The sequence below is a fragment of the Roseateles sp. genome (genome assembly GCF_044373315.1).
Classification (GTDB): Bacteria; Pseudomonadota; Gammaproteobacteria; order Burkholderiales; family Burkholderiaceae_C; genus JACDQM01.
The window spans coordinates 1-22,449 of sequence record NZ_JBILQK010000063.1 but is presented as its reverse complement, the minus strand read 5'-3'; the positions used below and the strand labels follow the sequence as shown (position 1 = coordinate 22,449).

Genomic DNA, 22,449 nt, shown 5'->3' with positions numbered 1-22,449 from the left:
TGGAGCTCAGCCCGGCGCAGCGTCGCGTGAGCGTGGAGGGTGGGGAAGCCTTCTTCGAGGTCGCCAAGGACGCAAGCCGGCCCTTTGTCGTCAGTGCCGCCGGGACGGAGGTGACCGCCACGGGGACCGCTTTCCTCGTGCGGCTGATGCCGTCACATGCTGGTGGGCGCGAATCCCTCGACGTGACTCTGGTCGAAGGGCAGGTGGTCGTGCAGGGCAGCGGCAGCAAGGCCTCCAACCCGCCGATCGTGATGGCCGCCGGAGACAGAGTGCGCGTCGGCCGCGGCCAGGATGGCAGACCTGCCTCGGGTACCTCCGCTGTCGCACCCGAGCGTGATCGGCCTCGCCTGGACCAGGTGCTGGCCTGGCAGCGTGGGGAGGTGATCTTCGACAACGTGTCGCTTTGGGAGGCGCTGGCGGAGATGAGCCGCTACAGCTCGACGCCAATCACGGTGGATCCTCGCGTGGGAGATCTGCGAGTGAGTGGGGTGTTCAAGACGGGGGATAGCGTAGGTTTTGTTCAGGCCGTGGCCGCGCTGCACGGATTGGCCGTGCACAAGCGCTCCCAGGCTTGGGAGCTGACGGTCAAGTAGCCAGACGGCACGGCTGCGCCGGTCGGGTACAAGTACGTCTGCCGGGGCATGCCGCATCGCGCCGGCCGTCGGTGCACGGCGTCCATCAGAGTCAATGTGTCGAGGGCCGATGGTCGATCCACGCCTCGATCTCGATCAGGCGCCAGGCCACCGCCCGGTCGCCGATCTTGCAGGGGCTCGGGAACTGCTTGTTGGCGATCATGCGGTAGATGGTTGATCGACCCAGCCCGGTCAGGCGCATGATCGCCGGCAGGCGAAGCAGCCGCGCAGGCGATACCTCAGGTGGGAGGTCGGTGTTTTGGTGTGCACGCATGGGATGCTCTCCTGCGGATGCCTTGCTCGGTTGCCGCGCAAGGCGGTGTCTGTGGTGACGATCTGATCCGTAACCGTCGTCGCGGCTGGCGCCGCCAAACATGGGGCGGCCCGTTCCCGTGCCAGCGGATGGGGGCTCATTGCCTTCCTGCTGCGCAGGAACGCGCCCCCTTGCCGACCAGGCCTGCGGCCAGATCGGCACCGCTGACACCCGCCACGCCCGATGCCGGGCCGCCCGGCCCCAGGACCCGTCTTGACTGTCATTGGGGCCATAGCCAGGCCGCCAGCCCTAGAGTGACGACGGATGCGATGGCTGCCGTCGCGACATGCTCCGCCCAGCGTTGCCAGCGCTCCCAGGGGCGTTCGCGTTGAGTGGCCAGGTGTGCCAGCCGTTGCAGGGGCGCGATCAGTTCTCGCAGAGTCGGTTGGATCTCGGCACCCAGAGCCGTGCGCGCTGCGTCTTGGATCTCTTGAACGTGGATCTGTACGGACCTGCGCGTCATCTCATCAGTGCGCTGCGCGATGTGCTTCACCGCCACGACCTTTGTGTGCTCGGCGAGGGCAGTCGTGCGATCTTCGAATGCGCAGAGCTGGTGGGACAGTTGCGTGTTTGCCTCGATCAGCGATTGCCGGGTGTCTTGCAGCAGAGGTATCAGGGCCTCGACCCGATTCACCAAATCTGCCATCTCGCCGAGCGACTCGACGAACAGCGCTTCGCGGGCACTCAGTTGGGCGGTCATGGCGCAGCCCTCGGTGCCTGCTCCGACGCGGGCTCGGCTCTGACGAAGTCGGCAAGGGTGGACACCCGTGCTGTGTCGGACGATCGCTCATCGCTGGATGCGTACGGTGGTGCTTGCGCCTCGACCAGCCCGAGCGCCTCGAAGCAGGCGTCGTGTTCTGGGACCACCCACGATGCCAGCCGGTGGGTGGCGAGTTTCTCGGCCAGGGAGAGCTTTTGGGCAATGTCGCTCGATTTGCGGATGAGGCCCTTGTAGTCCGTATCGTCGCTGGCCAGCCTGGCCAGGTCGGCTTGATCACCGCTAAGGCCCCGGATGCGTGCGTAGATCTCATTCGCCCGGATACGGCAGGCCGTGTTCACTGCTGCGAGCGGCCGTTCGGCCAGGAAGGCCAACAGCAGGTAGAAGGCATCTTCGACGGAGACCGTGGCCTCCACCATGTTGAACAAGAGCTTCACCCGCTTTGGAGGCACGCCCAGGCGGGACAGCTCGATCAAGGTGGCGATCGTGTCTTGCTGCTGCTTGGGCACCGGCACGGTCGGGACGATGAAGCAGTCGAAGTCCTCGTGGCTGCCCTGGTAGATCTGCATCAGGCTCAGCAACTCCTCGACGTTGCTGGCGCCGATGTCGACGACGGCGCTGTCGATGGTCTGCAGGTACTCCTGGAGTGCCGCGAACTGGCGGCCACGCAGGGCGTGAGCCGCACTACCGTTTTGGCCGGCACTGGGGCCGCCATCTGCATTCACGCTTTCCACGGCGATCAGTTCTGCGCCGGGAATGCGGGGCAGCAGCAGGTGTCGGGCGACGGTGGTTTTTCCCACGTTGCCGGAGAAATTGATGACGGCGATCTTCATGGCTGCTCCTTTGCGCGGACGAGCGGGTTGGTGATCAGCGTGCCCACAAAGGCCTCGGCCTCGTCTTTGGCGCTGCGCGACGAGGGGAGGGCTGCAAGGGGCCTGGGTGCCGACGCTTTCGGTGTTGCGAGTAACGGCACTGGGGATTCGTTTGGTGAGCTTGTGTGAGCCGCGCCGTGGAGTCGCAGCGATGTGTTCTGGGCAGGCGAGGGCTGCCGATTGGCTTCGCGACGGACGGTGCTGGGACTGACGTGGATGCCGGCAGCGGCCAGGGTGCGGCAGATTGCTGCCAAGGTGTAGCCTTGGGCACGAAGCTCGAGGATCGCGGCTTCGTACTCGCGCGCTTTGCGGGTGATGCGGCCTGGCGCCTCGGTGGGCGTGAGCGTCGTGTGGGGCGCCGTGTTCGGTCCCGCGCCGCTGCGCGTGCGGTTCCGGTTCACTCCCGGTGCGCTGTCGAAGCGGTCCCCGTTCGCTCTGGAGTCGCCGTCCACTGTTGCGCTGATGATGTCGATTGGCATGAACCAATCTTTAGCGTGAGATGGACGAAGAACGCGGGTTAATTTTTGGCTGGATTTCAGCGAAATGAGGGCATTAGGTCGATCAAAAAAATGTAGCGGCTTGAGTGCAGGATAGGCTGGCTGCCAGCAATTGGATGCCTCACCGCGGGGGTGATGTCCCGGCGCGTGGTGTAAGTCTGCAGCCCGGAGAGGCTGAGATGCGCGGGGTTACTCAGCGTGCCACTGCGGACAGCCGAGTCGGGACAGTATCACTGAGAGCCTGAAGCCCCTCAAGCTGCATGTAGCGCCGGTTCAGACTCCATTCGTCGTTCTGCTCCAGCATCATGGCGCCGACCAGCCGCGTGATTGAGGCGTCGTTGGGGAAGATGCCCACGACATTGGTTCGGCGCTTGATCTCCGCGTTCAGCCGCTCCAGCGGGTTGGTGCTGTAGATCTGCGGCCAGTGCGCCCGAGGGAAGCCCATGAAGGCCAGCACGTCGTGCTCGGCATCGTCCATCATGGCGCTGAGCTTGGGCAGCTTCTCGCGGAACTGGTCCGCCACGCTGCGCCACTGCGTCCTGGCTGCGTCGGCGCTCTCCTGCACGAACACCGTGCCGATGGCCGCACTGACCATGCGCCGCTGCGTCTTGTTGGCGTAGGCCAGGGCGTTACGCATGAAGTGCACCCGGCAGCGCTGCCAGGTGGCCTTGAGCGTCTTGGCGGCAGCCGCCTTGATGCCTTCGTGGCTGTCGCTGATGGCGAGCTTCAACCCGCGCAGGCCGCGCCGGTTCAGGCTGCGCAGGAACTCGGTCCAGAACGGCTCCGCCTCGCTGGCGCCGACCTTGATCCCCAGCACCTCGCGCTGGCCTTCGGTGTTCACGCCCACCGCCACTATGACGGCCACGCTCACGATGCGCCCAGACTCACGCGTCTTGACGTAGGTGGCGTCGATCCAGAGATACGGCCAGTCGCCTTCGATCTGGCGGCCTAGGAACGCACCGACTCGCTCGTCGAGTTCGGCGCACAGCCGCGAGACCTGGCTCTTGGAGACGCCGCTCATGCCCATGGCCTTGACCAGGTCGTCCACGGAGCGGGTGGAGATGCCCTTGATGTAGGCCTCCTGAATCACGGCGGTCAGCGCCTTCTCGGCCGTGCGTCGGGGCTCCAGGAACTCGGGGAAGTAACTGCCTTGGCGCAGCTTCGGGATCTTCAGCTCGACACTGCCGGCGCGCGTCTCCCAGGTGCGCTCACGGAAGCCGTTGCGGCTGTTGACGCGCTCGGTGCTCTTCTCGTCGTAGCCGGCGCCGCAGCGCCCCTCGACGTCGATCTCCATGAGGCGCTGGGCCATGAACTGCACCATCTGGCGCAGCACATCAATGTCGGCTCCCTTCTCGGCGAGCTCGGCCAATGCGATAGTTGAGGCGGTCATCGTGTATTCCTTGTGGATTCGGGTTGTTGGGTCGCACCTCAACCTTATCCGGACTCACGATGGCCACCCTCTACGGGCCGCCGACCTCAAAGACTTACACCACCTCTTGGGGCATCACCCGGCCCTGTTGGCACCATTGCTCGCGCGTTCTCACACAGTCTCTGCCCATTGCTGTCGCCCAGCGGGCGAGTTCGACGGTCGCTGGAAAGCAAGCTGCTGACGTTCGATTTCAGCGCACCAATGACCGCTGCTGCCGACAACTGCCATCGAACACTTCGCCGGATGAATGTCAGCGGCACATCCCAAAGCCGGCATCCTGCAACTGAGGCAAGACCCGCATCCGCCCGAATACAGTGGTCTGCATGACGGTGTTGAACTGCGCCTCTGTCGGCGTTTGCAAGCCGATGGGTCACATCAGACGGGCATACTCCCGATTGATTCTTGACCGACATGCCACCCCAGATCCTCGATTTCCCTGAATCCCCCGCGCCCATTGTGAGCAAGCAGACGTACCCCGCCACCCGCCCCCAATTGCGGCTGCTGGGCGGCTTCGAGTTACGGGGTTCCCAGGGTCAGGTCTTGCCCCTGCCTTACGACAAGGTGCGTGCCCTGCTGGCCATGCTGGTGTTGCAGACTGGGCCGCTGGCGCGCGAAGCTCTGGCCGAAACCCTGTGGCCAGACTCCACGCTGGAGCAGGCGCGAGCTAATTTGCGCCGGGCTCTGTTTGACTTGCGCAAAGTGCTGGCCCAGCTCTGGCCCGATCAGCCCGAGCTGGAGCCGCTGCAGTCCGACAAAAAACAGCTGCAGCTGCGCGAGGATCTGGCCTGGCAATTGGACTGCCGGGACTTCGCCCTGGCCCAGCTGGATGCCGCCACGCCCCAACCGGAGGCTCGCCGCCAAGCCCTGCAGCAGGCCCTGAACCTTTACCGCGGCCCTTTGCTTGACGGTTTGCAACTGCCCGAAGCGCCCGGCTTCGAAGCCTGGCTGCACCCGCGCCGCGAGGCTCTTCTGCGCCAGGCCCAGCAGTTGCTGGAGGCGCTGGGCCAGCTTTTTGAGGACGCCGGCGAAGCCGAGGCCGCTCTGGCCTGCGCCCGGCGCGCCCTGGCCGAAGACCCCTGGTGTGAACCCGCCCTGCGACGCTGCATGCGCATGCTGGCGCCCACGGCCGCAGGCGAAGCCCTGGCCTTGTTCGAACAGTTGCGCCTGCAACTGCAGAGCGAGCTACAGCTGCAACCGCAAGCCGCCACCCAGGCCTTGGCCGAGCGTCTGCGCCTTACCGCCGCCCAGGCGCCCCAAGCACCGGCCGCGCACGCCGAGCGCCGCCGCGTCGTCGCCCTGGCTTGTGAATGGGAGGTTGCGTCCGACGAGGCCGCCCGCGAGGCCGAGGCTCTGGCCATCGCCTTGCAAGCCCGGCTGCAGCAGGCCCGCCTGCTCCTTCAGGCGCGCGGTGCCCATGTGCAGCGCGCAGAGGGTGGAGAGCTGCTGGCCTTTTTTGGCCACCCGCGCGCGCAGGAGCAGGCGCCGCGCTTGGCCCTCGACGCTGCGTTGGAATTGGCCGCCGCACACGAGAAAAACAGCCTTGAGCCCTGCACCCTTCGTCAGGGCCTGCATGTGGGCTGGGTGCATGCCGACCCGGATCTGGCCTCTCCAGACAGCGTGGGCGCGCTCTCGCGCCAGGCGCGCAAGCTGGCCCTGCAGGCCGAAGCCGGCAGCATCCATGTCAGCGCCGAGCTTCAGCTGCAAAGCGAACGCCACCACCGCTTTGCAGCCACGGCAGAAGCCTGCCGCGGCGCCAGCCTGTTGGGCGCCCGCGCAGCCCAAACCGACAGCCGGATTGAAGCGCTCAAGCCCATGGTCGGCCGCAGCACCGAACTGGCGCTGCTTCGGCAAGAATGGCACCTCGCTCAAGGCAGCGCGCGCACGGTCTGGGTGCAAGGCGAGCCTGGCCTGGGCAAGACCCGGCTGCTGCAGGCCTTGCGCCAGCACGTGGCGGCCGCTACAGATGGCGCGCCAACGCCGATCTCCCAGCTGCAGTGCCGCCCCGAGTATCGCCACACGCCATTGGAGCCGGTGCGGGCCACGCTGCGCCGGCGCATGGGTGCCGCACTGAAAGGCGATGTAGGGCAGGCAGAGGCCGCCCTAGTCGCCCTGCTGCAGCAAGCCGGCCTGCCGCCCGCTGGCCATGAGGCCGCGCGCGCGCTGCTGCGCCCTTTGTTGCTGCAACACCAGAACAAGCCCGCCCCGGCGGAGCCCTTGCTCAAGCGTGAGCTGCACACCCTGCTGTGCGAACTCTTCGAAGGCATGGCTCAGGGCCGGCCGCAACTCATGCTGTTGGAAGATCTGCACTGGGCTGACCCGTCCACGCTGGAGCTGCAGCAGTTGCATCTCCAACGGCAACTTCAGCATCCCGCCGCGCAGCGCGCCCCGGGCCTGCTGTTGCTGAGCTCGCGCGAGGCGCCGCCCGACGACGTGCGCGCCAGCCTGAACCTGTGCCTGAATTTGCAGCCCCTGCCGCCCGAAGACATGGCCCGCCTGATTGAGCAACTCGACACCGCCCCGGCTTCGGCCGCGCAGCGCCTGCAAGTGCTGCAGCGCGCCGGCGGCGTGCCACTCTTTGCCGAAGAACTGGCGCGCTCGCTGCGCCTGCGCCCGACCGACAAAGTGCCGGCCACGCTCTGGGACTTGCTGGCCGCGAGCTTGGACCGCCTGCCGCCCGAGGCCAAGCACGTGGCTCAGGGCGCGGCCCTGCTGGGCAGCACCTGCTCGCCCGCTCTGCTTCAAGAGCTGCTGCAGATGCCGGCCGGGCCGCTGGCGCAGCAGCTGGCCCAGTTGGAGCGGCTCGACCTGCTGCAGACCATTGACCCACAGCACTGGCAGTTCCGCCATGCATTGATCCGCGACGCCGCGCTGGAAACCCTCAGCACCAGCAAGCGCAGGGCCTTGCACCGGCGCGCCGCCCAGTCCTTGATGGGCCCTTTCGCCGCCCAGGCCGCTGATGCGCCCGAGGCCCTGGCCCAGCATCTGCACGCCGCCGGCGACCCGGTGGCCGCGCATTACTGGCTGCAGGCAGCTGAGCGCGCCGCCGCTCAATCGGCCCACCAAGAAGCCCGCCACGGCTTCGAGCAAGGCCTGGCCGCCCTGCAGTTGCCAGAGGCCGCACCAGCCCTGATTCAACGCCTGCGCCTGCCCTTGCTGCTGGGCCTGGGGCACGGCCTGCTGGCCCTTGAGGGCTACGGCTCTCCGGCCGCGCGCCAGTGCTACCGCGAAGCGCTGCAGGCCTGCGATGAGCCGGGCGCCGCCAGCGGCCCGGGCCAACGTTTCCAGGCGCTCTGGGGCCTGTGGCTGGGCAGCCGCAGCGGCCCGGACGAAAGCCCGGTGCTGACCCTGGCGCAAGAACTGTTGGCCGTGGCTGCTGACACAAGTGACGCCGCAGCCGCTGTGCAAGCGCGTTATGCCCAGGGCAACAACCTGTTCTTCCTGGGTCAGTTGCAAGCCTCCTGCGAGGCCCTGGCCGAAGCGGCGGCCGCCGGGGACCGCCTGCCGCCGCGCCAGCGCGCCCAACTGACCCAGCGCTTTGGCGAGCACGGCGGCATTGCCGCCCGCGCCATGCTGGGCTGGCCGCTGGCTTTGCAGGGCCGCATCGAGGAAGCCTTGGAACAAACAAACCTGGGCCTACTGCAGGCGCGCGAGCTCGGCCACGCCCAGACCCTGGGCTTTGCTTTGACCATGGCGGGGGTACTGCAACGCCATCTGCGCCGGCCCGAAGCCGCCCTGCCCCTCAGCATGGAGCTGCTGGCTCTGGCCCAGCGCCATGGCCTGGCCCTGTGGCAGGCGGTTGGCGCCCTGGTGCTGGGCTGGAGCCAGGCAGCAGGTGGCGACTCGGCCGGCCTGCTGCCCATCCGGCAAGCCGCCAGCGCCTCAGCCGTGGCCATGCCAAGCACCGAAGCAACCTTTCTTTCCTTCCTGATCGAAGCGCTGCTGAACCTCGGCCTAGCCGAGGAAGCCCTGGCACAGATCGACGCCTGCCTGCCCAAGGCACGTGAGCGCCAGGAGCTCTACCTGCTGCCCGAACTCTGGCGCATGCGCGCCCAGGCCTTGGCGGCCCAAGGCGCGCCGCGCAGCGAGATTGAACAGGCACTGGACAAGGCCGTGCAGGCCGGCCGTGACATGGGTGCCGAACTGCTCTTGCAACGCAGTGCCGCCCAAGCGCTGGCACTCATCAAGGGCAATTCAACGCAAATTCAACGCTAGGCCGGCAAGCTCTCGCTCAATTTCAGGCCCGCCTACCAAGACGCGGGCCATAGCGAGGGGATGCTTTGATGCTGACAAGACCAAGACAACACAGGAGGCGAGCAGCCGCCTTGGCGCTGGCGGGCCTGGCCCTGCTGGCCGGTGCCAGCACGCAGGCGGCCGAGGATGCCAGTGAGGGCAGCGAAGGCCTAGCTAAGCCGCTGCGCTTTTCTGGCTTTGCCACCTTGGGCCTGGCCCACAACAACAACGCTACCGCTGGCGCCATCACCTCCTTTTCTCAGCTCAAGCCGGTGCAGCAAGGATGGTCGGCCAATATGGACACAGTGCTGGGCCTGCAGTTGGAATGGCAGCCGCTGAGCGGCACCACCTTTCAAGTGCAAGGCGTGACCCGGGCCGGTGAGGACATGCAGCCGCGCCTGCGCATCGCCGCCTTGCGCCAGCAACTGGGCCATGGCCTGAGCCTGAATCTGGGCCGCATGCGCAGCCCGCTGTTCTTCGACTCGAGCATTGCCGAGATCGGCTATGCCAATCTGACGGTGCGCCCGGCACCGACCATCTACGCCATGGTCAACAGCGTGGCCAGTCTGGATGGTGCCGATCTGCAGTGGCGCCTCAACCTCGGCGATGCCAGCCTACTGGCGCAAGTTTTTGGCGGCCGTTACGACTACACCCACCGTTTCAACAATTTCTCGCCCGCCCTGTCGGCCGACGCCAGCTTGCGCGGCCTGCTTGGCTTCAGCCTCAGCGCCAATCTGCAAGACCTGACTCTGCGCGTCTCGCGCACCGAAATTGACCGTTATGTGCTGCGCTCCGAGCAGGTCAGCCAGATCAACAGCGGCCTAAACCAGCTCAGCGGTGCCCTGCAGCAAATGGCGCTCAACCCCCAGCTGCCGCCCACAATGCTGACCGGCTTGCAAGCCAAGGCACAAGGCCTGGAGGCGCTGCGCAACCCCTTCGACAACCGTCCCGTCTACACCAGCGTGGGCCTGGACGGCAACTGGCAGCCATGGCGCTTGTTGGCCGAGCTGACCTGGATGGACCCGCGCAACGATCTGGTCGGCCGCGGCACAGGCTACAGCCTCACGGTGGCACGGAGCTTTGGGGACTTCACGCCCTATCTGAGCCTGGCACAGCTCAAGCGATCCAGCGCCAAGCTCAACACCAGCGCCCTGGCCCCCACCGGCCTGGGCGCTCAACTCGACGGCGCGCTGAGCCAACTCCAGCAAGGCTTTGAGCGCGCCCAGCAGTTTGCCGACATCAGCAGCCGCTCGGTCAGCGTAGGCCTGCGCTGGGACTGGCGCGAGAACATGGCGATCAAGACCCAGCTCGATTTGGTGCGAACGCCCAACGTCAACACGCCCGGCCCGCTGGCCGTGCCCGCGCTGCCCTTCGACAACAAGCTCCGGCTGTTCAGCGTCACGCTGGACCTGGTGTTCTGAGGAGGGTCCGGTCATGAAACTCAATCATCAACACTTTCATCGCGCTCGCTTGGTCCTGTTCTCCCTGCCCACTCTGCTGGCCTTGCTGTGCTTCACCGCGCTGCAACCCGCCCTGGCCGGCAATGAGCTGATCGTCATTGCCCACAAAGATGTGGCCCTGGACAAGATCAGCCCCGAGCGCATGACGCAGATCTATCTGCGCCAGCAACAGAGCTGGCCCGACGGCCAAGCCATCCAGCCCATCGACCTGCGCGAAGGCAGCGGCCTGCGCCGCGCTTTTTATGATCAAGTCACTGGCCGCAGCCCCGGCCAACTGCGCGCCTTCTGGGCTCGCCAGAGCTTCACCGGCATGGGCTTGCCGCCACGTCAGGTGGACAGTGATGAAGAAGTGACCCGCCTGGTGCAGAGCACGCCGGGCGCGATTGGCTATGTGTCTCGCAAGCCCAGCGGTGCCGCCGTCAAGGTGCTCTTAACCGCCAATCTAGATTGAGTCACATGAGGGCTGCTACCACCGCCACCGGCCGCGTGCCATCCCGCTGGGTCCGCCTGCTGGCGCCTGCGAGCTGGTTGTCGGGGCGACTGAGCTTTTCGCGCAAGTTTTTGCTGGTCGGATCAGTCATGCTGGTGACCCTGGCCTTGCTGAGCTGGCCGCTGCTGCGCAAAGCCGGGCAAGACGCGCAAAGCGCTGAGCTGGAACGCCGCGGCCTGACAGCGCTGGCGCAGCAGGCCGCCGTACTCGAAACCTTGGTGCGGCAGCGCGGTGAACTCAAAGGCGAGCGCAGTGACCGCCCGGCGGCCCAAGTCGAACTGCAAGCCCTGCTGGCCTGGGCCAAAAGCCCGCAGCTACCCCCCAGCGCCCCGCCCAACACCTTGCCCGTCCTGGGCCAGCGCCTGCAGCAGCAGTGGCAGCAATTGCAAGACCTGGGGGCGCAAGACGACGATGCCCAGCGCCGCTTCGCCGCCCACACCGGCACCATCAACGCTTTGCTGGCGTTGATGCGCGAAAGCGCCCGTGCCCACCGCCTCAATGTGGACCCAAAGCTGGACGCGGCCTTCGAGATGCTCAGCCACCGCCTGCCGTTGTTGATGGAGACCCTGGCCAAACAGCAAGATGCGCTGGCCATGTCCAGCGACAGCATGGCCAGCTACGCCGTGACCGCCCAGGTGGTGCTGAGCGAAGCAACACAGGCTCTGCGCGCCGGCATGCAGCAGTTGCTTGCCCAGGGCGACCGCGCCGGCCTACAAGCCCAGCTGGACGAACTGCTTGCCCGCATCGAGCGCCAGCAAGACGCGGTCGACAAGGTGCTTGATTCGCCCCAGGCCCTCTCCGAACTGCGCCCCATCGCCGGTGCCAATCTGGCCCAGGCGCAAGCCCTGCTGGTGGCCAGCACTGCTCAGGCAGATGCCTTGCTGCAGGAACGCCTGACCCAGCTCCGCCGCAGCCAGTGGCAGGTGGGCGCCCTGCTGGTGGGCGCGATGGCTGCGATTGCTTACCTGTTTGCCGGCATTTACGTCTCCACCCTGCGCTCGCTGCGCCGGCTATCGCAAGGCACGCAAGACTTCTGCGCCGGCCGGCTAGACACTCGCATCCGCATCGACACGCAGGACGAACTGGTTCTGGTGGCGGGCAACTTCAACACCGTGGCCGCCGAGGTCGGACGCTTGCTCGATGTGATCCGCGAGCAAAACGAATCTCGCCAGCGCGAGCTGGAGCGCCTGGTGCAGCTGCGCACTTTGGAGCTGGCCGACAAGAACGACCAACTGCACCTGGCCGCCCTGCGAGTGCAAGAAGAGCTGGAATCGGCCCGCGATATGCAGCAGGCCATCCTGCCCCAGCACTTCCCCGACACGGCGGATTTGTCCATGCAGGCCTGCATGCACCCGGCGCGCGAGCTGGGTGGTGACTTTTATGACTGCTTCGCGCTGTCGGAGGGCCGCTGGGGCTTTCTGGTCGCCGATGTCGCGGGCAAGGGTGTGGGTGCGGCCTTCTTCATGGCCGTCTCGCGCACCGTGCTGCAAGACCTGGCGCAAGACGAGCTAGGCCCCGAAGAGGTGCTGGCTCGCGCGAACGATGTGCTCAGCGGACGCAACCCGATGGAGCTGTTCGTCACCGCTTGCTACTGCATCTACGACCCGCGTGACGGCAGCCTGGCCTATGCCAGCGCCGGCCACCCCCCGCCGCTGCAGCGCAAAGCCCAAGGCGAAGTGCGGGCTCTGGACTGCGCACGCGACATCGCCCTGGGCGTGATGCCCGGCATGAGCTACAGCCGCCGGCATGCCCACCTGGCCTACGGCGACACGCTCTTGCTCTACACCGACGGCATCACCGAAGCCTTTGACGCCGCCGAAAACGCCTATGGCGAAGAGCGCCTGATCGCCTGGCTACAGCGAAGCCAGGAGCCGCAAGCCGCCGCCAAGCTGGCCAGCCTGGTGCGCGATGTGGACGACTTCGTCGGCGGCGCCGAACCCAGCGACGACCTGACCGCCCTGCTGCTGTGCCGCAAGCCGCGTGGAGGCGGCGTTGAGCTCAGCGATGTCCACCCCGATTCCACCGCCCCGTCCGCCTACCCACAAGCCCGAGGAGCTATGACCGTGAGCCACGCCCCCCTGGAACTGAAGAACAAAACCTTGCTGCTGGAGTACCGGCTGCTCAGCCGTGTCGAGGAAATCGCCCCGCTGGCCGAGGCCGTGGACGAGGCCCTCGCCGAGCGGCCGGACGTGGCCTTTGCCGTCAACCTCTGTCTGGAAGAGCTGATCACTAACACCATCCAGCATGGCCTGCACGGCGTGCCGGACCGCAGCATCCATGTACGGCTATCACGCTCGGACGAGTGGCTGGAAATCATCCTCAAAGACGACGCGCCGCCCTTCGACCCCTTTGTTGAAGCGCCCGCCCCTTGCCTCGATGCCGGCGTCGAAGAACGCGCCGTGGGCGGCCTGGGCGTGCACATGGTCAAAACCATGATGGACGAGGTGCGCGCCTTCTACGACGGCAGCGGCAACCTGATCGTGCTGCTCAAGACCCTCAAGCGCTAAAGGCCGGAAGGCCTGCGCCCCAAGACCACAAAAGCCCTCAGTCAAAGAAAGAGCCCCCGCCATGAGCTTCGAACACTACATCAACGATGAACAAGGCGCCCGCCTGGTCAGCCTCAAAGGCCGTATCGACAGCGCCACCGCCAGCGCCTTTGAGCAGGCCGTGCAGGACCTGTTTGCCGCGCCCGGTGCCCGCGCCTTGCTGGACTTTGCCGCCGTGGACTACATCTCCAGCGCTGGACTGCGCGTGGTCCTGATGGCCGCCAAGCGGGCCAAGCAGGCGCAAGGCCGGCTGCTGCTCTGCGGCCTGCCCCAGCATGTGCGCGAAGTCTTCGAGATCAGCGGTTTTCTGAAGATCATCGATAGCGTCACTGACCGCGCTGAGGGTCTCCGAAAACTGAACGCCTGACTGCGGATTCACACGGTTTCATGAGCATCTTCATCAGTCTGTTCGCCGGGCTGGGCCTGTTCTTCATCGGCGTTCGCCTGATCAGCAACAACTTGCGCCAGGTGATCGGCCGGCGCCTGCGCCAGCTGATTGCGCGCGCCGTTACAGGCGCGGGCTCGCTGGCCTTGTTCGGTCTGCTGGCCGGCGCGGTGATGCAAAGCGTCAACGCCGTCATCCATGTGCTGGTGGCCCTGGTCACCGCCGGGGCCATGGATCGCAAGCGCGCCTTCCCCATCATCCGCTGGGCCAATCTCGGCACCTCGCTGCTGGCCTTGGTGGCCGCCATTGATCTGCATGCCCTGGCACTGTGCCTGGTCGGCTTGACCGGCATTGCCTACTACCAGCAGATCGACCAGTCCACCCGCTGGCGCCATGCCGTGGGCGCCCTGCTGGGCCTGGGCCTGCTCTTCCTGGGGACCGATTTCATCAAGAGCGGCGCGGCCCTGCTGCGCACCGAACCCTGGCTGCGCCTGCACATCAGCGAGCTGGGCGTCTGGCTGCTGCCCAGCTTCGCCATCGGCGCCCTGGTGGCCTGGGCCGCGCAATCGTCCACCACCGTGGTCGTCATCACCATGAGCCTGGCGGCCGGCGGCCTGATCGGCTGGAACGGCGGCGCCATGCTGGTGATGGGCGCCGGCCTGGGTTCCGCCGCCTCGGCCTGGAGCTTGGCCGGCCGCCTGCAGGGCAGCGCCCGTCAGCTGGTGCTGTTCCAGGTGCTGCTGCGCCTGCAGGGCCTGGTGCTGACGCTGGCGTTTTACGCCTGCAACCGCTGGCTATTGGATGACCCCTTTGGCCGCCTGCTGGACCAGTTCCAGATGGGTTTGCCGGCCCGTTTGGCGGCCTTCTATATGGTGGTGCAACTGCTAAGCGATCTAGCCAGCCGCGCGCTGGAAAAGCCCAGCCTGCGCTGGCTGGAAGCCTGGGCCGCGCCCTCGGTGCAAGAGAGCCTGAGCAAGCCGCACTTTGTGCACGACGAGGCCCTGGACGAAGCCGAAACCGCCCTGCTGCTGGCCGACAAAGAGCAGCAACGCCTGCTCGCCTGCCTACCCGCTTATCTCGACGCACTGCGGCAGGACGCGCCTGCCGCCCTTGCATCCGCCGACAAACGCCAGGCGGCCGAAAGCCAGGTGCTGCAGCTCTGCGAGCAGTTCTTGGTGGAGCTGGTCGACCGCCAGCGCAGCCGCGATGTGCTGGAGCGAAGCATGGTGCTGCGCGACCGCAACCGCCTGATCGGCTCGCTGCAAGAGTCGCTGGCCGAGCTGCACGAAAGCACCCAGGCCGCGATGGGCGACCCCACCGTCGCCCAGCTGCTGGACCAACTGGTGCAAAGCCTGCACATGATGCTGGAGACCCTGGCTGAAACCGCCGCACTCGCCCAGCCCGACGCCGAGGATCTGGAACTACTGCGCAGCCTCACCCACGATCGCTCGGAACTGATGGACGGCATCCGCCGCCGCCTGCAGGGCAGCGAGCTGGAAGCCGGCCTGCGCCAGGCCGTGTTCAGCGCCACCACCGTGTTTGAACGCTGTGTCTGGCTGGCTCGGCGCTATGTGTTGCTGCTGGACAGCCCCACCTCTTCGCACGCGGCCTCGCCATCCTTTTCTCCCTCGACCAAGACTTGAGGCCCCCCACTGTGATGCAAGCTCTAAGCCGCTGGCTGCCCCCATCCAAGCCGGTGCGCCGGCCCTTCGAGCTGATCTACGCGGCCGATGAATGCCCGCCCCGTGGCGCGCTCGGCCTGCTGGCCCTGCAGCATGCGGCCACGGTGCTGGCCCTGATCGCCCATGTGCTGGCCGCCGCCAAGATTGCGGGCCTGAGCCTGCCGCAAACCCACTCCATCGTCGCCATGACCTTGCTGGGCATGGCCATGGGCACGGCCTTGCAGGCCTGGGGCGGGCGCTGGGGCAGCGGCACGCTGCTGGTCTTCCAGCCCGACCCGATGATGATCACCGTGGCTGCTGCTGCCATCGCCAGCTACGGCCTGGGCTCGCTGGTGCACGTGAGTTTGATCGCCGCCGGCGTCACGCTCTGCGTGGGCCCGCTGATGCGCCATCTGCGCGCCCTGTTCCCGCCCACCGTGGTGGGCACGGTGGTGTGCATGGGTGGCTTAGGGCTGGTGGAGCCAGCCATGCGCAATGCCTTGGGCATCCATGAAGCATCAGCGGGCGCAGCCACCGGCCTGCAAACCCTGCAGATCGACGGCATCAGCGCCCTCATCTCGGGCGCCACCCTGGCCAGCATCGTCGTGCTCTCGGTCTGGGGCGGGCGGCGCTTCAAGCTGCTGGGCGTGCTGGCCGGCTTGTTGATGGGCCTGCTGATCGCCGCACTCAGCGACCGGCTGCTGGGCCTGGAGTGGCTGCACAGCGCGCCCTGGCTGGCCCTGCCGCAGCCGATTGCGCCCAGCTTCAACCTCGGCCCCGAAATCATTTTTGCCATCGTGCTGATCGCCACGCTCAACCAGCTGGACAACATCGGCTGCCTGATCGTGATGGACAAGACCGACAACGCCGACTGGCGCCGCGCCGACATGCAAATGGTGGGCCGCGGCATCCGCGCCAACGGGGCGAGTGACTTTTTGAGCGGCCTGTTCGGCAGCTTCCCCACCGCGCCCAGCTCGGCTAATATCGCCCTGGTGCATGCCACCGGCTCCAGCAGCCGCTATATCGGCCTGGCCTGTGCCGCCCTGCTGTTGCTGGTGGCCCTGAGCCCGCTGCTGACCATGGCGCTCACACTCATTCCGCAAGCCGTGCTGGGCGCCATCTCGCTCTACGCCGCCGCGTACTTGATCGTCTCCGGCATCGAGATGATCGCCACCCGCGCGCTGGACAGCCGCGGCATCTTCATGGTGGGCCTGTCGCTCTGCGCCGGCCTGGCCACCATGCTGATGCCGGGCCTGAGCCAAGGCCTGCCCGAAGGTGTGGCCATGCTGGCCGGCGACGGCTTTGTGGTCACCGGCGTGTGCGTGATGGGCCTGAACCTGCTGTTCCGCCTGGGCACCCGCTTGCGCGCCAGCTGCGAGCTGGACCCCCGCCTCGGGCCCATCAGCCACCAGCTCACCGCCTTTGTTGAGCGCCAAGGTGGCGCCTGGGGCGCCCGCATGGACATCGTCCGCCGCGCCGCCCTGGCCGCACTAGAAGCCAGCGAAGCGATCCAGGCGGCCGGCGGCGGCCGGCTGCTGGTGATACGCGGCAGCTTTGATGAATTCAACTTCGACCTAGAGCTGCTGCACGAGGGCCAGCCGCTGCGGGTCAGCGCTGCGGCTGGCGATGCCTCAGCCAACGCAGGCAGCGCCGCGGCGGTGCCGGTGGATCTGGATGCGCTGATGAACAGCGATGATGACGATGTATACATCGAAGGCCAACTCGATGCCGCCATGGCCCGGGTATCAGGTGTGCTGATGCGCCACCTGGCCGACAAACTCAGCAGCGCGAGCCTTGGCGCAGGGCAGGCGGTGTTGAGATTGCATTTTGATCATTGATGGAAGACGGGCAGCTCGTTGGCGAGGTGCCCGAACTGCCCGCTGTCACTTCAGTTTTAGAGCTTGACCCTCGGACCCCTTATGGCTGGCGACCTACCGTAAGCCGGCATTCATGGATGTCTGGTAAAGCTGCATCGTCGACTTAAAGGGCGGCACTGCGGATGCCCGCTAAGGGCACGAAGCTGCCGCAGGGTCTGCGCGACCATATGTCAGGAACTGGCCGGGTTGAGCCCGGCAGCTTTCGGAATTTCTCGCTCTGAAGCGGCCGATCAGGACGCAACCTTTGAGCGACTGCTCTCGGGCGATGACGTTGGCCGTGCGGGCATCCGCACCCGGCCACTACCTGTCATTTACGAAAGACCGTTTTGCGCAAGCTCAGCCGCAGCTGCTGCTGCCTGGCACCGGACGTATGGCTGATGAGCAGGCGTTTCGGCGACTTCACTTGACCAGCTTCAAGTCTTCCAGCAAACCGGCCAGCTCCGGTGATCGATGAAAGATGCGGCGACCGGCCTCGACCAAGCGTCGTACGTCGGCTGGCGGCAGGCTGAGCGCCGTGGGCAGCCGGCCAAGGTCTTGCAGTTCGGGCTCGAGGCCCGGGTCCTGCAGGCTGACCTCGATGTAGTAGGTGCGCAGCGGCCTACCGCCGGCGCCGGGCGGCTCCTGCGACCAGCGCGCGAGTGCCTCGCGCAGTTGCTCCTGCGAGTCGCTGGAATAGCGGCCCAGCGGGATATCGGCCACAGCCCGCGCGACGCGGAAGATCGAGGGCACGTCCTCTGAAAGATCGGCATCGTTGCCCGCCTGGCTTTCAGCGTTGACAACGATGAACACGAACGACCGCATGCCCTCCAGACCACCGTTCTCGGCCACTGCACGCAGGCTGCCGAGCAGGGCCACCGATTCCAACGGACCGCGCGTGGCGAGGTTGTCGGACAGGCCGCCATCCAGCAGGTGGATGTAGGGGCGCTGTTGCTTATCCAGGTAGCTGATCGTCTGGCGCGTCAGCTGCGCACGTTGGCGGTTGCCGAGCAGGCCGTAGAAGTCGATGTTGCCCGCGTGCGGACAAGGGGCGGCGTGGTTGCGCAACGTGATCGGCGACAGCGCGATCGGCACGGCCGCCGACGCAGCTACGGCGGTGGCCAGCTTCAGGCTGCCCAGGTCGGAACACAGCAAGTCGAACGGGTCCTGCAGGAACTCGAAGCGCGAGCCCTGTGACATGTCCGTAGCGCCGATCACCACGAGGGGCCGGCTTCCACGGCGCAGGACATCGGCATAGCGCATGCCTTCGAAGACCTCGCGGTCCAGGAACTCGGCGAGTACGTCGCCCCGACCGAAGCGCGGCGAGAACATCCAGCCCCACTGACGGGGCGCGAGCAACTCGTCGATGAATGCCGAATGGAGGTCGCGCATCAGGACCTGGTCGAAGAACGCCGGGAACATCGCGTCGCCCTTCATCGCGAGGTAGCCCGCGGCCAGGCTGCCGCCGGAAACCGCGCTGACGATATCCAACTCATCGAACAGGCTGCGGCGCCGGCCGTCGAGCTCGACCGTGGTCTCTCGCATCGCCTGCAACACGCCGTAGGCCAGCGCTGCGGCTCGCGCACCGCCGCCCGAGAACGAGGTCGCGACGAAGAGTGCGTTGCCGTTCTCAGGCGTGGCGGGCAGCGCCCGCATGCGGTAGCCGGGCCGCGGCGCAGCGGCTTGCAGCGGGGCGTTGTAGTCGGGCCGGACGCTGCTGCAGGCGCTCAGCAGCGCGAGCGTGCACGCAATGACGGCGGCGGCGGCCAGGTTCATGCGTGCACGCTGCGGGGTCGGCGTTCGGAGACCTCAGAACCTGGCGCCAGCCATGGCCGCCATGAAGGCCTGCGGATTCCAGTACTCGCGATAGTTGACCATCAGGCCGTTGCGGAAGGTCACCACCGTCGCGTAGCTCAACTCGTAGGGGTTGCCGTTGCTGATCACGCGGCCGGACACACTCCATTCGGCGATGGCCACGTTGGGGTCGTCGGTGGCGTGGATCTTCAGCGTCGGAATGGCCTTGATGTCGATGGCCTTCGGATAGTCCTTGATGTACGCATAGATGGCCGCCCGTCCGACCAGCTTCCGGGTCGCGGGGTCCGGAGAGAACGGGAACTCGGCGACGACGTTCTCATCGCACAGGTCGGCCCAGCCCTTCATGTCCTTGGCGAGAAAGGTGTCCAAGCTGCGCTTGAGCAGCTGCACGGCAGTCATGCCTTTGCCCGCGTCCTGGGCTTGTGCGGGCACGGCGAAGGCTGCGACCGCGAGCGATGCTGCGGCCATCAGGCGCCGTCGGACCGTACGGCTCGCGATGGCGGTGTGCTGATCGATCTTCATGGGCGGGTTCTCAGATCTTGATGAAGTTGGTGGCAGACAGGCTGCCAAAAGGCAGTTGCGACAGGTGGCCGCCCGTGGACAGCGAGCCGAGGTCCACCGGGAAGTAGCCGATGGCTTCAAGCACCTGGCGAACGGCCTGCTTGGCGTCGGCGTCGTCGCCGGCGTAAAACTGCACGCGCTGGCCGCCGGACACCTCGGGCTGCGCCAGCACGTTCACATCCAGGTGATTGAGCGCCTTGACGACGCGGGCGCCGGGCAGCATTTCGCGCACCACCTCGCTCGACGAACGGCCACCCAGATCGATGGCCTTGATGCCGTATGCGGCCAGCGGGTTGCTCGGGTCCTTCGCGTCGGGAGAGTTGGGGTCCAGGAACTCAACGGGGTTGGTGCCGTCGATGACGATGCGGTTGTTCCAGGCCGGCAGGCCCTTCAGTGCGGTGCCCAGGTCGGTCCAGCGCACGGCGATGAGCACGATATCGGCCGAAGCCGCTTCGGTCACGGTGCCTGCCTTGATGGAGCCGCCCAGTTCAGCCACCAGCGGAGCCAGCGACTCAGGCCCGCGACGGGTGGAAATGGTGGCTGCAATGCCCTTGTTAGCGAGCGCCCGGGCCACGTTGCTGCCGAGTGCGCCGGAACCGATGATGCCGATGGTCATGATGTGGTCTTTCGTTGGGTTGGTTTGAGGACGAGGAAAGCGTTCAAAGGTTGATCTGTGCAGGCGCCTGCTGCCCGCCTGCGATTCGTCAGTCAGCTGAACTGGCCCGCTGCAGGCAGGCTCTGCCTGATACGGCGGATCTCGGCTTCGCCACGGGCTAGTGCGTCGGCGCTGGTGTGCACGGAGTACGTGCCCATCACCAGCGGATGCGGGTGCGGTACGGCAGAGCCCAGCACGAAGCGCGTGTCGGTGTCTGCGATGAAGTCGATGGCAGTTTCTGACGGGGCGAAGCTGACGAGCTCGCCGGTCGCGATGGATTCGCCGGCCAGCAGGCGCCCGCTGCCCACCGCCACCCAGGCCACGGTGTGGCCTGCAGGCGGCGTGTAGCGCCAGCGCTCACCCTGCGCCAGCGTCACTGCGAGATAGGTCATCGCAGACGGTGCCTCGACAGCGCTGTGCGCGGCGCCGTACTGACCCAGCAGCACGCGCGCCGGGCCTACCTGCGGCACGTCGGACGGCGCCAAATACCGGCTGAACGCCGGTGCGCTTTCCAGTGCGGCGGGCAGCGCCACCCACAGCTGGAAGCCCTGGCCAGGCTGGTCGCCGACCGGTTCGCCGGTGTGCCACACGCCGCCGCCGGCCTGCATCCATTCCACGCCACCTTCGGGCAGCACACCGGCTTGGCCGGTGCTGTCGGCATAGCGCACATCGCCCTGGGCCATGAAGGTCAGCGTCGCGATGCCGGAGTGCGGGTGCATGCCGAAGCGCGTCTGGCCATGCTGTGCATTGAAGTTCACCAGGTCCAGGAAGATGAAGGGCTTGAGGCTCTGGCCCAAGTCGCCAGGGCTCATCAGTCGGGTGACGGGTCCGTGCGTGCTGCCCCGGGTGCGGTGCACCACCGCGCGGCTGGTATTCGCCAGCGCGGCAGGGACTTCGGTGGTGGGTGTGGAGGACATCTGCTGGCTGTGTTGATTCGATGGCGGAAGCTTAAGAACGCCAGCTTTGCGTGACTAGACGGCACAATCGGATTGCACTCGTCCAACTTTGAAATCAATCGCGCCATGCTCGATCTCAACGATGTCGCCGTGTTCGTGCATGTGGTTCGGTACGGCAGCTTTGCCGAGGCCGCCCGGCGGCTGGGCATCCCGCCCAATACCTTGAGTCGCCGGGTGCAGCAACTCGAAGCGCAGCTGGGCACTCGGTTGATGCAGCGGTCCACGCGCAAGCTGTCGCTAACCAGTGCCGGGCAGGACTTCCATGACCGCTGCGCCGACGCGGTGGAAGGCTTGGTCGACGCGAGCCAGGCCGTGATGTCCGGCAACGAAGAGCCCAGCGGGCTGGTGCGAGTGGCGGCACCGGCCGACTTCTTCGACTTTTTCCCGATGGAGTGGCTCGTCGCCTTCCTGACCGAGTACCCACAGGTTCGCGTGGACCTCGTGCTCAGCGATGCGCGTGCTGACCTGATCGCCGACCGCATTGATGTCGCCATCCGTGGCGGCGTGCTGGAAGATTCAGGCCTCGTTGCGCGCCGGGCGCTAGACGCCGGGCTCGATGGTCTGGTGGCCAGCCCGGCCTACATAGCGGCGCATGGCGCGCCGTCCAACCTGGAGGAGCTTGCCACCCACGACTGCCTAGTCTTCGCACACCCCAGCGGACGTGCGACCTGGCGGCTGTCAACGCACGACGGCACTGAGGTCGAGGTGCAGGTGGCGGGCCGGCTCAGCGGCAACACCGTGCAGGTGCTGCGCAAGGCCGCGCTGGCGGGGCTGGGCATAGCGTTGCTGCCGTCGACGATGACGCGGCGGGAACTGCGAGCCGGTCTGCTGGTGCCGGTTCTGCCGCAGTTCCAACGCAAGGGCCATGGCGTGCACCTGGTGTACGCCAGCCGCCGGCATCTGCCCCCGGCCGTGTCTGCCTTTATCGAACTGGTGGTTGCTAGGCTCGGCGACTTCCAGGACCTGCCGATGAAGCCGCCTGGAACGTTGGCCTGACGCGGGTAGCGCAACGCTCCGGAGGCACTTTTGTCCTGAAGCAGGCAACGCGCGACGTTTGCCTTGAAGCTGCTGCGTTCTGAACGCATTCACCGGTGACCGCTTACGGTGCATCCCATTGGCGTCGCGAAAGTCTGCTCCGGGTCGATCGCCGGCTTCCGCCAATGACTGCTGACCGGCATCCCATCTCGCGGCTAGGTCCCGTCTTGGCTGCCCAATGTCGAGCGGCCGCTCCCGCTGCCTATGCGCAGGCCGCAACTATGTTCATCTGGTCGGCCGGCATCGGCGTCAGCGCCTATACCGGCCGAGGATCATGGCAGTCGAAGTCTGCGCATAGTTTTTGGTCTACAGGTCCTGCAGGAACCGCATGAGCGAGTCCG

The 22,449-nt window shown here is 66.6% G+C and carries 18 protein-coding genes; 9 read left to right on the top strand and 9 right to left on the bottom strand.

Annotated elements, in window-relative coordinates:
* Positions 1-593 (top strand): FecR family protein (locus ACIQ67_RS14065; RefSeq protein ID WP_397534999.1); only part of this gene is annotated, 593 nt, incomplete at its 5' end.
* A 91-nt stretch (positions 594-684) separates the two neighbouring features.
* On the opposite strand, the gene ACIQ67_RS14060 is transcribed toward ACIQ67_RS14065, so the two are convergent.
* From ACIQ67_RS14060 to ACIQ67_RS14040, 5 genes are all read right to left on the bottom strand, one after another.
* Positions 685-906, bottom strand: a complete 222-nt coding sequence (locus tag ACIQ67_RS14060; RefSeq protein ID WP_397534998.1) for a helix-turn-helix transcriptional regulator — start codon at positions 904-906, stop codon at positions 685-687.
* A 259-nt stretch (positions 907-1,165) separates the two neighbouring features.
* Entirely contained in the window at positions 1,166-1,645 is a 480-nt protein-coding gene (locus ACIQ67_RS14055; RefSeq protein ID WP_397534997.1) for a hypothetical protein, read from the bottom strand.
* Complete coding sequence (stbB, locus tag ACIQ67_RS14050) at positions 1,642-2,496, bottom strand: StbB family protein (RefSeq protein ID WP_397534996.1); 855 nt, start codon at positions 2,494-2,496, stop codon at positions 1,642-1,644. Before stbB ends, ACIQ67_RS14055 begins: the two co-directional genes overlap by 4 nt.
* The gene (locus tag ACIQ67_RS14045; RefSeq protein ID WP_397534995.1) at positions 2,493-3,014 is read right to left on the bottom strand and encodes a hypothetical protein; all 522 of its coding nucleotides are present in this window, start codon (positions 3,012-3,014) and stop codon (positions 2,493-2,495) included. Before ACIQ67_RS14045 ends, stbB begins: the two co-directional genes overlap by 4 nt.
* Before the next feature lie 211 nt (positions 3,015-3,225).
* Entirely contained in the window at positions 3,226-4,422 is a 1,197-nt protein-coding gene (locus tag ACIQ67_RS14040) for an IS256 family transposase (RefSeq protein ID WP_397534994.1), read from the bottom strand.
* A gap of 495 nt (positions 4,423-4,917) precedes the next feature.
* Between ACIQ67_RS14040 and ACIQ67_RS14035 the strand changes: the two genes are divergently transcribed.
* The 7 genes from ACIQ67_RS14035 (at position 4,918) to ACIQ67_RS14005 (ending at position 17,071) form a co-directional block, all read left to right on the top strand.
* Positions 4,918-8,673: an AAA family ATPase gene (locus ACIQ67_RS14035; protein WP_397534993.1), complete on the top strand. Its 3,756-nt coding sequence runs from the start codon at positions 4,918-4,920 to the stop codon at positions 8,671-8,673.
* A 110-nt stretch (positions 8,674-8,783) separates the two neighbouring features.
* Positions 8,784-10,112 (top strand): hypothetical protein, encoded by a 1,329-nt coding sequence (locus tag ACIQ67_RS14030; RefSeq protein ID WP_397534992.1) that lies wholly within the window; start codon positions 8,784-8,786, stop codon positions 10,110-10,112.
* A 13-nt stretch (positions 10,113-10,125) separates the two neighbouring features.
* Positions 10,126-10,602 (top strand): hypothetical protein, encoded by a 477-nt coding sequence (locus tag ACIQ67_RS14025; protein WP_397534991.1) that lies wholly within the window; start codon positions 10,126-10,128, stop codon positions 10,600-10,602.
* A gap of 5 nt (positions 10,603-10,607) precedes the next feature.
* A complete protein-coding gene (locus ACIQ67_RS14020) occupies positions 10,608-13,148 on the top strand; it encodes a SpoIIE family protein phosphatase (RefSeq protein ID WP_397534990.1) in 2,541 nt (846 codons plus the stop codon).
* A 61-nt stretch (positions 13,149-13,209) separates the two neighbouring features.
* Positions 13,210-13,554 (top strand): STAS domain-containing protein, encoded by a 345-nt coding sequence (locus tag ACIQ67_RS14015; RefSeq protein ID WP_397534989.1) that lies wholly within the window; start codon positions 13,210-13,212, stop codon positions 13,552-13,554.
* A 20-nt stretch (positions 13,555-13,574) separates the two neighbouring features.
* Positions 13,575-15,215 carry a Na/Pi cotransporter family protein gene (locus ACIQ67_RS14010; RefSeq protein WP_397534988.1) on the top strand — a complete coding sequence of 547 codons (1,641 nt, stop codon included), beginning with the start codon at positions 13,575-13,577 and terminating at the stop codon, positions 15,213-15,215.
* 14 nt (positions 15,216-15,229) lie between these two features.
* On the top strand, positions 15,230-17,071 hold the full coding sequence (locus ACIQ67_RS14005; RefSeq protein ID WP_397534987.1) for a uracil-xanthine permease family protein: 1,842 nt from the start codon (positions 15,230-15,232) through the stop codon (positions 17,069-17,071).
* Positions 17,072-17,509: 438 nt separating this feature from the next.
* On the opposite strand, the gene ACIQ67_RS14000 is transcribed toward ACIQ67_RS14005, so the two are convergent.
* The 4 genes from ACIQ67_RS14000 to ACIQ67_RS13985 all read right to left on the bottom strand — a co-directional run bounded on the left by ACIQ67_RS14000 (position 17,510) and on the right by ACIQ67_RS13985 (position 21,034).
* Entirely contained in the window at positions 17,510-18,862 is a 1,353-nt protein-coding gene (locus ACIQ67_RS14000; protein WP_397534986.1) for a patatin-like phospholipase family protein, read from the bottom strand.
* Positions 18,863-18,895: 33 nt separating this feature from the next.
* Entirely contained in the window at positions 18,896-19,423 is a 528-nt protein-coding gene (locus tag ACIQ67_RS13995) for a nuclear transport factor 2 family protein (protein ID WP_397534985.1), read from the bottom strand.
* 10 nt (positions 19,424-19,433) lie between these two features.
* Positions 19,434-20,078 carry an NADPH-dependent F420 reductase gene (locus ACIQ67_RS13990; protein ID WP_397534984.1) on the bottom strand — a complete coding sequence of 215 codons (645 nt, stop codon included), beginning with the start codon at positions 20,076-20,078 and terminating at the stop codon, positions 19,434-19,436.
* Between the two features lie 92 nt (positions 20,079-20,170).
* On the bottom strand, positions 20,171-21,034 hold the full coding sequence (locus ACIQ67_RS13985; protein WP_397534983.1) for a pirin family protein: 864 nt from the start codon (positions 21,032-21,034) through the stop codon (positions 20,171-20,173).
* 105 nt (positions 21,035-21,139) lie between these two features.
* On the opposite strand from ACIQ67_RS13985, the gene ACIQ67_RS13980 reads away from it, so the two are divergent.
* Complete coding sequence (locus ACIQ67_RS13980) at positions 21,140-22,069, top strand: LysR family transcriptional regulator (protein WP_397534982.1); 930 nt, start codon at positions 21,140-21,142, stop codon at positions 22,067-22,069.
* The last annotated feature ends 380 nt before the right edge of the window (positions 22,070-22,449 follow it).

Coding starts and splice junctions, on each gene's coding strand:
- ACIQ67_RS14060 (WP_397534998.1), bottom strand. CDS start 906: ATGCGTGCACACCAAAACACCGACCTCCCACCTGAGGTATCGCCTGCG.
- ACIQ67_RS14055 (WP_397534997.1), bottom strand. CDS start 1,645: ATGACCGCCCAACTGAGTGCCCGCGAAGCGCTGTTCGTCGAGTCGCTC.
- stbB (WP_397534996.1), bottom strand. CDS start 2,496: ATGAAGATCGCCGTCATCAATTTCTCCGGCAACGTGGGAAAAACCACC.
- ACIQ67_RS14045 (WP_397534995.1), bottom strand. CDS start 3,014: ATGCCAATCGACATCATCAGCGCAACAGTGGACGGCGACTCCAGAGCG.
- ACIQ67_RS14040 (WP_397534994.1), bottom strand. CDS start 4,422: ATGACCGCCTCAACTATCGCATTGGCCGAGCTCGCCGAGAAGGGAGCC.
- ACIQ67_RS14025 (WP_397534991.1), top strand. CDS start 10,126: ATGAAACTCAATCATCAACACTTTCATCGCGCTCGCTTGGTCCTGTTC.
- ACIQ67_RS14020 (WP_397534990.1), top strand. CDS start 10,608: ATGAGGGCTGCTACCACCGCCACCGGCCGCGTGCCATCCCGCTGGGTC.
- ACIQ67_RS14015 (WP_397534989.1), top strand. CDS start 13,210: ATGAGCTTCGAACACTACATCAACGATGAACAAGGCGCCCGCCTGGTC.
- ACIQ67_RS14010 (WP_397534988.1), top strand. CDS start 13,575: ATGAGCATCTTCATCAGTCTGTTCGCCGGGCTGGGCCTGTTCTTCATC.
- ACIQ67_RS14005 (WP_397534987.1), top strand. CDS start 15,230: ATGCAAGCTCTAAGCCGCTGGCTGCCCCCATCCAAGCCGGTGCGCCGG.
- ACIQ67_RS14000 (WP_397534986.1), bottom strand. CDS start 18,862: ATGAACCTGGCCGCCGCCGCCGTCATTGCGTGCACGCTCGCGCTGCTG.
- ACIQ67_RS13995 (WP_397534985.1), bottom strand. CDS start 19,423: ATGAAGATCGATCAGCACACCGCCATCGCGAGCCGTACGGTCCGACGG.
- ACIQ67_RS13990 (WP_397534984.1), bottom strand. CDS start 20,078: ATGACCATCGGCATCATCGGTTCCGGCGCACTCGGCAGCAACGTGGCC.
- ACIQ67_RS13985 (WP_397534983.1), bottom strand. CDS start 21,034: ATGTCCTCCACACCCACCACCGAAGTCCCTGCCGCGCTGGCGAATACC.
- ACIQ67_RS13980 (WP_397534982.1), top strand. CDS start 21,140: ATGCTCGATCTCAACGATGTCGCCGTGTTCGTGCATGTGGTTCGGTAC.